Consider the following 12,203-nt stretch of genomic DNA (forward strand, 5'->3'; position numbering starts at 1 on the left):
TTGTTGTCGATGGCGTGTTTCATGCGTCTGTCGACGCTCTCCTGCGTACTCCCGCCGCAACGACGAGGCCGATGACGGCGACGACGGCGACGGCACTCGCGGCGATGGCCCACAGCGGGAATCCGCCGTCATCGGAGCCTGCGGCCTGGCCCTTGTCCTCGGCCTGGTCGCTACCGCTTGCCCCCGTGTTCTCAGGAGAGGGGGAGGTCTGGGGTGTTGTCGGTGACGCGCTCGCCTTCCGGGCGGCGAGCAGCGGGTTGACGTCGGGGGCGCCCGGGTCGCCCTTGCCTTCGAGCAGGACCTGGGCCGGCCGGACGGAGCCGTAGCCGATGTACTTGCTCGGCACCGGGCCGTTGTGGCCGGCGGTCTCCATCATGACCCGGAGGACCTGGTTCCCGGTCCAGTCGGGGTGCGCCGACCAGATGAGGGCGGCGGTGCCGGAGGCGATGGCGGTGGCCTGACTGGTGCCCTGCCCGGCACAGTACTTGTTCTTGTCGTTGGTGCAACGGCCGGGAATCTCCACGCCCGGGGCCGCAAGGGCGAGGTGGGGGCCGTAGTTGGAGAACTTGGCGACCTTGCCCTTGGTGTCGAGGGCACCGACGGCGACTACTCCGGGAATGGCGGCTGGGTAAGCGGGACCGCCGTTGCCGTCGTTGCCCGACCCAGCAAAGATCAACGCGCCCTTCTTGCGGGCGTAGTCGACTGTTGCCTGCCAGGCGGCGGTCTCCTCCTTGAACGCAGGCCCCCCCTTGGAGATGTTGATCACGCGGGCACCGTTGTCGACGGCGTACCGAATGCCGGCATACGTCGTCTCCCAACTAAAGTTCGAGAACGCGCCCGTTCTGACAGGAAGAATCGTCGCCTCGGGGGCGATGCCCTTAACCCCGCCATCGGCCCCGCTACCAGCGATGGCAAGAGCCATATTCGTGCCGTGGCGGTCAGAGTCCTTCTCATCAACCCGGCCGAGTCCGCCCCCGTCGAAGTCGCGCCCGGGCAGCACTTTCCCCTGGAGCTCCGGCAGCGTCGAGTCGACTCCCGTGTCGATAACGGCAACAGTGATGCCCTTGCCCGTGGCCACCTTCCACAGCTCGTCGGCCTTCATCGCGTCCAGGTACCACTGGCGCGACCGCATGTCGTCCGCCTGGGCGGCCGGCGCCGCGACGGTCCACGTCGCGACGACGGCCGCCATGGCGCCGAGCAGGCCGACCGCTCGGTTGCGAGCGGCCCGGGTGAGGGGGGACATCAGGGGAGTGCTCCTAGTCGATGACGGGCGGGACGATCTGGCGCTGGCCCGAGGTCCACGTCTCCTCGTCCTCGGACAGGTAGTCGGGACGGTGGCGCGGCTGCTGCCGCTCCTCCTCGCCCGGCTGCGTCGAAGCCGGCGGACGCACGAGACCCGAACCACCCTGGGTGAAGGCCGAGCGTCCATTCACACCGGACGCCGAGGGAGCCCCCACGGTTCCGCCCGGCTGGCTCGCCAGACGACGCCCGCCGTAGCCCTGGCCACCGTTCGGCGCGCCGTGCATGCCTGCGCCCTGACCGTGCATGCCGCCGGCGCCGCGGCCGTACGACGAGGAGCCCTTCTCCTCACCGATGACGGTGCCCATGGGCGTCCGCCCCATCTGCTGCCCCATGACGGAGCGGCCGGGCACCTGACGGCCTCCGGTGATGCCCTCCTGTCGGCCCATCGGGCCCAGCGTGCTCGGGCCGGGGAGTCCGGTCCGGTTCGCGGGGCTCGGCAGGCCCGTGATGGGCGGACGAGGCTGCTGGTAGCCACCCTGCTGTCCCAGCGGCGGAACCGTGGGCGGCAGCGGAAGGGGCATGGGCTGGTGGGTCGCCGGCGGAGGCGTGGTCGTGGTGACCGGGGGCTGCACGGGCGGCCGCGTCGTGGTCTCCGGCGGAGTCTTCACGGAGTCCAGGTTGGTGTCGACCTCGGTGTCCGGCCGGGTCGGCGGGGTGGGAGGGGTGTTCGGCGGGGTGACGTGGTCGCGAACCTGCGGCCGACTGGTGTCGCCCGGGTCCGTCTCCTGGGCACGCTGAAGGGTCGTGTGGCTCGTCTGCGTGGTGCCCGTACCAGTACGCGAATGCGTCCCGGAGCCGGATCCGCTTCCGGTGCCGTACTCCCGCTCGCCTTCGCCGAAGCCAGCGTCGATCATCGGCTTGAACTCCGGCTGCTTCTCCGAAGTGATCCGCGTCTTCGACGTGTCGTAGAACGACGACAGCCGCTCCATCGCGCTGACGGCCTCCTGGAGCTTCGGCCCGGTCTCGGCCGCCAGGCGGGCCTTCTCCTTCTCCGGGTCGGCGAAGCACATGCCCGCCGGCTTCGGCACGGAGGTCTGCGCGGTCTTGAGCGCGCCGCCCGCGTGCTTCATCTGCTCGGAGACGACCTTGGTGAAGTCACCCAGGACGAGCGTCTCCGAGACCATGCCGGCGCCCCACTTGCGGAAGGCCTCGGCGCCCTCGCCCTCCCACTCGACACGGGAGATGTAGTGCCGAAGGTCCTTGGCGATGCTCATGATCTTCGGTACGGCGGCGGCCAGCGCGTCGCCCGCGCCCGTGATGTCGTCGGGCTTGGCGGACGCGATCATCGCGTACAGGGCGTCCAGGGACTTGCCCTCGAACTCTCCAGACATCGTGTTCACTCCCCCGTTTAGCTGAATCCGCCGGAATCGCCGGTGTTCGTGGTCGGCTTGGCCGGCTGCTGCGGCTTGGCCGGGTCCTGGGAGCCCGCCTCGCTGTGCTTGTCGTAGTCGGCCTTGGTGCTCTTCTGGATCTCGGAGAAGCGCTGCCGCTCCTCCTCGTCCACGCCCGTGTACCCCTTGTCGGCGATCTGCGCCCGGATCCCCATCGCCTCGATGGTCTCACCGAAGATCTTCGTCAGCTCCTCGAGCCGCGTGCGCACCTTCTCGTACGCCCCGTGCAGCTCGCCGGCCGCGGCGAAGCCCGTGCCGTACGAGGCTTCCGTGACCTTCTGCTCGCCGATCTTCTTGTGTTCGGCGGGCGAGCCCTTCAAATCGTCGACGAGCTTCTGCATACGCGTCTGGAAGGTCTGGAGAGTCACGTCCTCGACTTCCAGGTCCTTCTTGCCGCCGTCCCCGTTCGGCCCTGCCACTTCAGTTCCCCCTCGTCACATGCACGAACTCGCCCACTCTAACCACTCGGTACGACAGTTCCAACTGCAAAGCTACCTAGGTATTCCTACTCATTCGACGGAGCGTCAGGCCACCCGGCGGCGGCGTCTGCTGTCGCGGATCACGACCGCCGCGCCCGCGACCACGGCGACCAGGACCGCCCCGATGCCCAGCGCGTACGTGGCCAGGCGTTCGTCGCGCTCCTGGGGAGTCTCCGAGCTCGCCATGTGGGCCGGCTCCGGGGCCGGGGCCTTCGGCGGGCCGGGGTCCGGGGTGGGGCCCGTCAGGGGCGGGACCGGACCGTCGGCCAGGGCCCGCACCGGGTCGACCACACCCCAACCCACGTGATTGTCATGCCCGTTGATGGAGCGGATGGCCGTCTGCTCGATCCTCGTCACGATCTGGGCCGGCTTCCAGTCCGGGTACTTGGCCTTCAGCAGGGCCGCCACCCCCGCCACGTACGGGGCCGAGAAGCTGGTGCCGTTGTCCACGCACTGGCCGCCGCCCGGCACCGTGGAGACGACGTCCACACCGGGGGCGGCGACGCCGACGAAGGTTCCCGACTGGGAGAACGCCGCACGTTCGTTGTTGCGGTCGGAGCTCGCCACGGCCAGGACGCCGGGGAAGGCCGCCGGGTAGGTGTTCTTCAGTTTGCCGTCCATGCCGTCGTTGCCCGCGGAGGCGACGACCACCGCGCCCGCGTCGATGGCCTGGGCCACCGCCCTGCCCAGCGAGGAGTCCTCGCTGAGGGGCTGGGTGGTGTCCTGCGAGATGTTGATGACGTCCGCGCCCTTGGCGAGGGCGTGCTTGATGGCCTCGGCCATCGAGTCGGACTTGCCGCTGTTCTTCTCGTCGTTCTGGCGGATCGGGATGATCGTCGCCTCGGGCGCCAGGCCCACGAAGCCGGTGCCCTTGCGGGGGCGGGCGGCGATGATGCCGGCGACCTTGGTGCCGTGGCCGACCAGGTCGACGGTGCCGTCGGTCTTGCCTCGCTGGTCGTTGCCGCTGCCGGGGTTCTCCTTCTCGGGCTTCAGGTAGTCCTTGCCGGCCTTGGCGTCCACCGCGGTCTTCAGCTGCGGGTTGACGTCGTCGACGCCGGTGTCGATGACGGCGACCCGGACGCCCTTGCCCTTGGTGTCCTGCCACAGTTCGTCGAGCAGCACCCGCTGGAGCGACCAGGGGATGCCCGGGATCTGTTCCTTCATCGGGAATGTGCATTCGCCACTGCCGTCTATGTCCACCGGGTCCGGGGTCTCCGCGGGCGCGGCGGGTGCCGCGGCCGCCGGGGACGCCGCCAGCAGGGCGGTCAGGGTCGCGGCCGCCAGCAGCGCCGCGCTCCTGCGCGTCGGTGTCGTCACCTGTGCCGCCCCCTCACGAACCCTGCGGCTGGCGCGCGCTGTTGGTGTCCAGACGCGGGCCCTTCGACAGGAACTCCGACCATTCCATCGGCACGAGGACCGGTACGACCTTCTCGTAGCCGAGGCGCTTCTGGGCGTCGCTGGGCTCCGGGCGCCCGTCCGACTGCTTCTGCTCCCCCGCGCCGATCTCCGAACGGCCGGAGTCGCTGTCTCCGTTGGCCTGCACCGCGTAGCGCAGGCCGGTGTCGGTGACCAGGAAGAGCGAGCCGTCGGGCTTGGACTGCCTGCCCTGGGTCTGGGTGTAGAGCAGGCCGGTGCCGGGGGTGACGTAGGTGCTGGTGCCGCCGGCCGTGATGTCGGCGGGGTACTTCGGGCCCGCCCAGGTCGACAGGGTCGTCTCGCCCTTCTCGCCGACCTTCTCCAGGACCGAGCAGACGGTGTCGCGGGCCCCCGCGCCGCCGACGGAGTTGATCTGGACGGACCTGCGCTCGGGCCAGCGGCGCGTTCCCTCGAAGACCTCGGGGGCGGCGCTCGCGACGGCCTGCAGGTCCACGGGGCTCGGCTTGCCGTCCATCCCGAGGCCCACGGCCTTCGGGGAGTTGATGAGCAGCCAGGCGGTGAAGGCGGAGACCGGCTGCACCTTGCCCTGGAGCACGACGTAGTGCTGGGGGCCGGAGCCGGTCTGGGCGAGCAGCACCATGCCGACCCGGTCCTCGGTGTCGCTGAGTTCGGCGCTGGCGCCGGCCTTGGTGCCGACCAGGCCGGGGACCGTCGGGAAGTCGACGGGGTCGCCCGTCTTCAGGGTGGCCAGCCAGTCGTCGGTGACCTGTTGCGGCTGCCGGTTGACGCCGAAGAGGGCCGTGGTGAGGTTCGGGGACTTCTCGTCGATGAGGTACTTCGTGCCGGTGTGGTCGACGAGGTACTGGGCGCTGTCCTTCTGCCCCTTGACGTACAGGATCTGGCCGGGGCCCAGCTTGCTCTTGTCGTCCGTCCGCTTGAAGTCCCGCTTGGCGAACAGGAACGTGGCCTTCTGGACGCTGCCGCCGCTGCCGCCGCCGGGCTGTTCGCACACGGCCCAGCGCTTCTGCTCGCCCGCGTCGTCGGGAGCGGGGAGCCGGTCGGGGGCGTACGGGATGCCGAGGATCGGGCCGCGCGGCGGCTTGCCCTCGTCCAGGGTCTTGTCGTCGACCTGGATGACCTGGAAGTCGTCCGGGTTGAGCAGGAGCCGGGCGGAGGCCAGGTTGAGCACCGGGTGGAGCAGGGTCTTCTTGTCCTTGCCCTTTCCGGTGGTGAGGACCACGTAACGGGTGGTGGACTGCTTGCCGACGATCACCTTCTTGCCGGGCTCGTCCCAGCCCTTGGGGGCGGTCGGCTTGAACATGCCCCAAGCGCCGAAGCCGGCTATCACCAGTGCGCCGATGACCAGGCCGGGAACGACCGCGCGCAGCGGCTTGGGCGCTCCCTCCTCCGTGCCCGAGGGAGTCGGTTGGAGGAATGCCGCGACCGTGCGCTTCTTCGCAAAGGTGTACGCGTTGAGCTCGTCCCGCCGTGATGCCATGAGTCCCCATTTTCGTCTGGCGCAGTCTTCGCTCGGGAGTTCCGGGGAGCATGGCGCCCGGCCCCCGGCCTGTCGGACCGGCCCCCTACTATGCCTGCTGTCCACCGGCGCGCGTGGGGCGGGTAGGGTGATCCAGCCGCCAAAGGCCTGGCGGGCCACGGTGATCGGGACGAATTGAGGGGGATTCTCCATCATGGCTTCCGCGACGCGGACGCGGCCCAGGGCGGCCGCGGCGCCTTCCGCACCCTCCGTCTCCCCCTCTCCGGGGTCCGGTTCGCCTGTTCCGTCCTCGGTCTCCCCGAGGCTCCAGGCACGTCCGGGACACTTCGGTTCGTTCCGATTGCAACAACTCGTGCTGATCGAGGTGGCGGCGGCGCTGCTGCTCGTCGCCGCGGTGGTCGACAAGCTGATGCTCGTCCCGGCCGGTGTGGCCGCGGCGCTGCTCGTGCTGCTCGCGGTCGTCCGCCGGCACCGGCGTTCGCTGCCGGAGTGGCTCGGCACCTTCTTCGCGCTGCGCGCCCGTACCCGGCGGGCCGCCTCCACCACCGTGCCGGAGGGCACGGAGCCGGGGCTGGCCCCGCTCGTGGAGTGCGACCCCGCGCTGCGCACGTACGCGTACAGCGACCGCGACCGGCGCCCGATCGGCATGATCGGCGACGGCACCTTCCTCACCGCGGTCGTCCGGGTCGAGTCCGAGGCCACGGCGCTGCGCCCCGACCGTGGCGCGCGCCCGCTGCCCGTCGCGCTGATCCAGGACGTCCTGTCCGTGGACGGCATCCGCCTGGAGTCCGCGCAGGTCGTGCAGCACACCCAGCCCGCGCCCGCCCCGCACCTGCCCGCGCAGTCGATGGCGGCCCGCAACTACGGGCCCCTGCAGGCGCAGACGGGTTCGCCCGCGCTCCGGATCACCTGGGTCGCGCTCAAGCTCGACCCCGAGCTGTGCCCGGAGGCGGTCGAGGCGCGCGGCGGCGGCCTGGAGGGGGCGCAGAAGTGCGTCGTCCGGGCGGCGGACCAGCTGGCGAGCCGGCTCGCCGGCGCCGGCTTCCGGGCGACGGTCCTCACCGAGCAGGAGCTCACCTCGGCGCTCGCGACCTCGACGTGCGCGAGCCCGATGGCGATCGCGCAGGCGGGCCGCGGGCAGGCGCAGGGCCGCCGCACGCAGGAGACCGCCCGCACCTGGCGGGTCGACGACCGCCGTCACACGACCTACTGGGTGGGCCGCTGGCCCCAGTTGGGCGGCGCGGGCGGAGCGGGGGCGTCGATGCCGCAGCTGGTGGCACTGCTCACCTCGCTGCCGGCGCTGGCGACGACCTTCAGTCTGACCCTGAGCGGTGGTGACCGCCAGGAGACGACGGTCACCGGACATGTACGGATCACCGGGCGCAGCGACGAGGAGCTGGTGGCCGCCCGGCACGAACTGGAGCGCGCGGCGCGCGGCGTGAAGACGGGTCTGGTGCGGCTCGACCGCGAACAGGGCCCGGGCATGCTGGCGACGCTGCCGCTGGGGGGTGCGCGCTGATGACGATTCCCACGGGGGCGGTGAACCCGGCGGGGCCGGGCGGACAGGCGGGCCAGGGAGGTCAGGCCGGTCCCGCAGGTCCGGGGTATCCGGGCACGGGACCCGGTGCGGGCGCTCCCGGGGCGGGCGGGGGTGCCGTCAGCGGGGCGGCCGGCGGGCCGGCGCCGGGTGGCGCCGCGCCCTTCTCTCCCGCGGCCCCCGGCGGCGTGAGCGGTGGCGTTCCCGGGCGGCGGGCCGCGGTGCGGACCTCCGACGGCGGACGGGGCAACCGGCGTGCGGGGCGGGGCTCGAAGCCCCGGTTCGGCTTCGGGCTCATCGGTCCGCGCCGTGACCGCCACTCCGTACCCGTCGACCAACTCGGTGCGCTGGCCCTGCCGTTGGGGGACGACGGCGTGGTCGTCGGCGTGGACGCCGAGGGCAAGCCCGCCGTGCTCGGCATCAACCGGCCGAGCCCGTACGACGTCACGCTCATCGGCGGCCTGTGGACCGCGCAGGTCCTGGCGCTGCGCGCGGCCGCGACCGGTGCCCGGGTGGCCGTCGAGACCGGCCGCGCCCCGGCCTGGACGTCGCTCGCCCAGGCGGCCGGCGGCGGCCAGCCCTGCATCACGCTGCACGACGTGGGCCGCGTGCCGCCGCAGGGCGCGTCCGCGGGCAGCCCGGTGGTCGTCATCCGCGACTGCGGCATGCGGCCGCCGCGCGGCCGCGTCGTGTCCGGTCCCTGGCAGTCGGTCGTCACGCTCCTCCCCTATCTGAGCCCGGTGGCGCCGCGCCTGCTGGAGAAGTCCTCGCTCGTCGGCGTGCAGCGGGTCTCCCCCGACGAGGCCGCCCAGATCGGCCGCATCATGGGTCTCCAGCGCGCGGAGTGGGAGGCGTTGTCGACGCTGGCCGACGGGGTGACCCTCTGGTGCACCCCGGGTGACCGGCAGTTCGTGATGACGCAGGCCACGGACGCCGAGACGGGATTGTTGGGCAGCGCCCGCCGGATGGACTGAGGGGGAACGACTCCGCGGGGAACCACCGAACCTGTCCGCTTTTGCGCGGGTTTGGCACGCGAGGGGTTTCACTCTCCGGTACCCGCGGGTCACTTGGGGGACGCGACCCGTCCGCACGGCGGGCAGCGGCGGGCCGTCGGCCCTGCCCGACCGACACGGTTGGCGTTTAGGGTGGGATGTGCCCGCCCACGACTGCACAAGGGTGCGCGACCACACCAGGAGGCAAAGTGAACCGCGATCGGGACGAGAGCCACGGGGGCTGGAACCCACCCGTCGACGATCAGTCCGACGCAGATCCCGCCGAGATGACGGGTGAGTTCACCATCGACTACACCCCTCCGGCCTGGTACACGCAGAACGCCTCCGGCGGCACGAGCGGCGGGGCGCCCACGCCTCCTCCGCCGACGGGCGCGCCGGTCGCCGTTCCGGGGCTCCCGTCCCACGGTGGCTTCGAGCCGAGCTGGGGCGCCCCGACCCCGCCGCCGACCCCGCCACCGGCCATGCATGCGGAGCCGGTCCCGGCGGCCCCTGTCGCTCCGGCGCCCGCCGCCCCGGCTCCCGCCGCGGCCGCGCCGTTCGGCGGCGGGGACGTGGAGAGCGGTGCGACCATGCGCTTCTCCCCCGCGGCGCTGAAGCGGGAGATGGCGGAGCTGGCGGAGCAGGCGCGTACGGACGAGACGCCGGCGGCGCCCGTCGCGCCCACCGCGACCCCCGCGCCGCCCGCCGCGCTCCCCGCGCCTGCCGAGGCTCCCCTGCCCGCTCCGGCCCCCGCGACGCTGGACACGGCCGGCGCCGTCGCGCCGGCGGGCGAGGCCACGGGGACGTCCACCGGGGAGGCCTTCCCGGCCGCCCCGCACGCAGGCGTCGCAGGCGAGACGGACGCCGCGGACGCCGGCGCCGAGTCCGGGCCGGCCGCTCCGGTGGCCGACGGCGGGTCCGACGCGGCCCCCGCGCCGGTCCTCGGCACCGAGGGCGACGCTGGTGACACCGCCGCGCCCGCCGACGCGGACGGCGTTGCCGCCTCCCTTCCTGCGCCCACCCCGGCCGTCGACGCCGCGGACGACCCGGCCGACGGCACGGCCGCCGAGGCCACGGACACGGACGCCGCCACGCCGGGAACGCCCGACAGCGACCGGGCCGACGCCGTCGCCACGCCGGATCCCGTCACGGGCCCGGCCGCGGACGCCGCCCCCGACGCGATCGCCCCGGCCGCTCCCGCGCCCGGCTTCGAGGCCGGCTCCGAGCCGAGCGCGCCGCCCGCGCCCGGTTTCGGGAGCGCACCGCCCGCTCCCGCCCCTGGTGCGGACGCGCCCTCCGCCGACGCCCCGTTCAGCGCGCCCCCGGCGCCCGCCGCCGCCGAGGAACCGCGCGACGCCGCGCCCGGCGCCCTGCCGCCCGTCAGCGGGCCGATCCCCGCGCAGGGGGCCGGACTGCCGCCGCTGCCGCCGTCGTTCCAGCCCGCGACGCCCGCGCCGGCGCAGCAGTGGCCCGCCCAGGCGGCCCCGGGCGACCAGCCCGTGCCGCAGGCCGCACCGCTGCCCGCCGCCGGGTCCTGGCCCGCGCCCGCGGTGCCCGGTGCCCCCGGTCCCGTACCGCCGCAGGTTCCGCAGCCGCCGCAGGGCGCGTACGGCTTCCCGCACCCGGGCCAGCCCGGGCAGCCGCCCGCGGCCCCGCAGGGGGGCTACGGCTTCCCGCACCCCGGCCAGGCGGCCCAGCCCGGCCAGCCCCCCGTGCCCCCGCAGGCCGGCTACGGCTTCCCGCACCCGGGACAGGCCGAGCAGCCCGCCCAGCAGCCGGCGCCGCACCAGGGCGGATACGGATTCCCGCAGCCCGAACAGCCGGCAGGGCCCGGGCAGCCCGGCCAGCCGCCCGTGCCCCCGCAGGGCGGCTACGGCTTCCCGCACCCCGGCCAGCCGGCCCAGCCGGCCCAGCCCGCTCAGCCGTTGCCCGCGCCCGGCGCCCCGGCCGCCGTGCCGCCGCAGGCTCCCCAGCCGCCGCAGGCCGGCTACGGCTTCCCCCACCCGGGACAGCCAGGCCACCCGGGACAGCCGGGTCAGCCGGGTCAGCCGGGTCAGGCGCCCGTCGCACCCACGGGACCGACCGGCCCGGTCGGTCCCGCCGGCCCCGTCGATCCCCGTACGGGGGCCGCATGGCCCTCGGCCGTGACGCACGACCAGCGCGAGCGGTCCGTGCCGGGCGCGCCGCTCGGGTACACGGCGGCCGTCGAGCTGTCCTCCGACCGTCTGCTGCGCAACAACAAGCAGAAGGCCAAGTCCAGCCGGAATCCGGGGGCTTCGGCGCGCTTCAAGCTGGGTGGCAAGAAGGAGGAGGCGGAGCGGCAGCGGAAGCTGGAGCTGATCCGCACGCCGGTGCTCTCCTGCTACCGGATCGCGGTCATCTCCCTCAAGGGCGGCGTCGGCAAGACCACGACGACCACCGCGCTGGGCGCGACCCTGGCCACCGAGCGGCAGGACAAGATCCTGGCGATCGACGCCAACCCGGACGCCGGCACGCTCGGCCGCCGGGTGCGGCGTGAGACCGGGGCGACCATCCGCGACCTGGTGCAGGCGATCCCGTACCTGAACTCGTACATGGACATCCGCCGGTTCACCTCGCAGGCGCCGTCCGGTCTGGAGATCCTCGCCAACGACGTGGACCCGGCCGTCTCGACGACCTTCAACGACGAGGACTACCGGCGGGCGATCGACGTCCTGGGCAAGCAGTACCCGGTCATCCTGACGGACTCCGGCACCGGTCTGCTCTACAGCGCGATGCGCGGGGTGCTCGACCTGGCCGATCAGCTGATCATCATCTCCACGCCGTCCGTGGACGGCGCCTCCAGCGCCTCGACGACGCTCGACTGGCTGTCGGCGCACGGGTACGCGGAGCTGGTGCAGCGGTCGATCACGGTCATCTCCGGGGTGCGCGAGACCGGCAAGATGATCAAGGTCGAGGACATCGTCCAGCACTTCCAGACGCGCTGCCGCGGCGTGGTCGTGGTGCCCTTCGACGAGCACCTGGCGGCCGGCGCCGAGGTCGACCTCGACATGATGCGGCCGAAGACCCGGGAGGCGTACTTCAACCTGTCGGCGATGGTGGCCGAGGACTTCGTCCGCGCGCAGCAGGCGCAGGGGCTGTGGACCGCCGACGGCCAGAGCGCGCTGCCCCCGCACATGGCCCCGCCCATGCCGGGCCAGCCCATGCCGGGCCAGCCGATGCCGGGCCAGCCCGTGCCCGGCCAGCCCATGCCGGGTCAGCAGGTGCCCGGGCAGCCGATGCCCGGTCAGCCGTACGCTCCCCAGCCGCCGGCCCCCGGCCAGCCCTACCAGCAGCAGCCCGCGCCCGGGCAGCCCGCGCCGGGCCAGCCGTACCCGCAGCAGCCCTACCCGCAGCAGCCGGCGCCGGGTCAGCCGGGTCAGCCGTACGGAGCACAGCCCGCGCCCGGACAGCCGTACGGGGCACCGCCCGGTCAGCCGGGTGTGCCGCAGGGCTGGCAGCAGCCCCCGGCGCAGCCGCTGCCGCCGCAGGCGGATCCGCAGGCGCAGGGTCAGGGACAGGTCCCGCCGCCCAACTGGCAGCAGCAGGCCCCGCAGCAGCCTCCGCAGGCTCCGCCAGCCCCTCAGCAGTAGGGCGTCACAGGAGTAG

8 protein-coding genes are annotated in these 12,203 nt (G+C 73.5%); 3 read left to right on the forward strand and 5 right to left on the reverse strand.

What is annotated here, in order from left to right:
• Positions 1–19: 19 nt before the first annotated feature.
• The 5 genes from ACIRQF_RS16835 to eccB all read right to left on the reverse strand — a co-directional run bounded on the left by ACIRQF_RS16835 (position 20) and on the right by eccB (position 6,047).
• Positions 20–1,243: a S8 family peptidase gene (locus ACIRQF_RS16835; RefSeq protein WP_404092929.1), complete on the reverse strand. Its 1,224-nt coding sequence runs from the start codon at positions 1,241–1,243 to the stop codon at positions 20–22.
• Positions 1,244–1,256: 13 nt separating this feature from the next.
• A complete protein-coding gene (locus ACIRQF_RS16840) occupies positions 1,257–2,633 on the reverse strand; it encodes a hypothetical protein (protein ID WP_404092932.1) in 1,377 nt (458 codons plus the stop codon).
• 17 nt (positions 2,634–2,650) lie between these two features.
• Positions 2,651–3,112 carry a hypothetical protein gene (locus ACIRQF_RS16845; RefSeq protein WP_382478064.1) on the reverse strand — a complete coding sequence of 154 codons (462 nt, stop codon included), beginning with the start codon at positions 3,110–3,112 and terminating at the stop codon, positions 2,651–2,653.
• Between the two features lie 105 nt (positions 3,113–3,217).
• Positions 3,218–4,489 carry a type VII secretion-associated serine protease mycosin gene (gene mycP / locus ACIRQF_RS16850; RefSeq protein WP_404092935.1) on the reverse strand — a complete coding sequence of 424 codons (1,272 nt, stop codon included), beginning with the start codon at positions 4,487–4,489 and terminating at the stop codon, positions 3,218–3,220.
• A gap of 13 nt (positions 4,490–4,502) precedes the next feature.
• Positions 4,503–6,047, reverse strand: coding sequence for a type VII secretion protein EccB (gene eccB / locus ACIRQF_RS16855; RefSeq protein ID WP_404092938.1), 1,545 nt, complete (start codon positions 6,045–6,047; stop codon positions 4,503–4,505).
• A 193-nt stretch (positions 6,048–6,240) separates the two neighbouring features.
• On the opposite strand from eccB, the gene eccE reads away from it, so the two are divergent.
• The 3 genes from eccE (at position 6,241) to ACIRQF_RS16870 (ending at position 12,187) form a co-directional block, all read left to right on the forward strand.
• Entirely contained in the window at positions 6,241–7,566 is a 1,326-nt protein-coding gene (eccE, locus tag ACIRQF_RS16860; RefSeq protein ID WP_382478057.1) for a type VII secretion protein EccE, read from the forward strand.
• A gap of 239 nt (positions 7,567–7,805) precedes the next feature.
• Positions 7,806–8,558 carry a hypothetical protein gene (locus tag ACIRQF_RS16865; protein ID WP_404092941.1) on the forward strand — a complete coding sequence of 251 codons (753 nt, stop codon included), beginning with the start codon at positions 7,806–7,808 and terminating at the stop codon, positions 8,556–8,558.
• A 227-nt stretch (positions 8,559–8,785) separates the two neighbouring features.
• Positions 8,786–12,187, forward strand: coding sequence for an SCO5717 family growth-regulating ATPase (locus tag ACIRQF_RS16870; protein ID WP_404092944.1), 3,402 nt, complete (start codon positions 8,786–8,788; stop codon positions 12,185–12,187).
• Positions 12,188–12,203 lie beyond the last annotated feature (16 nt).

The organism is Streptomyces sp. NPDC101191 (genome assembly GCF_044767915.1).
Classification (GTDB): domain Bacteria; phylum Actinomycetota; class Actinomycetes; order Streptomycetales; family Streptomycetaceae; genus Streptomyces.

Excerpts from the sequence above, each read along its gene's own strand:
- ACIRQF_RS16835 (WP_404092929.1), bottom strand. The coding sequence starts at position 1,243 with ATGTCCCCCCTCACCCGGGCCGCTCGCAACCGAGCGGTCGGCCTGCTC.
- ACIRQF_RS16840 (WP_404092932.1), bottom strand. The coding sequence starts at position 2,633 with ATGTCTGGAGAGTTCGAGGGCAAGTCCCTGGACGCCCTGTACGCGATG.
- eccB (WP_404092938.1), bottom strand. The coding sequence starts at position 6,047 with ATGGCATCACGGCGGGACGAGCTCAACGCGTACACCTTTGCGAAGAAG.
- eccE (WP_382478057.1), top strand. The coding sequence starts at position 6,241 with ATGGCTTCCGCGACGCGGACGCGGCCCAGGGCGGCCGCGGCGCCTTCC.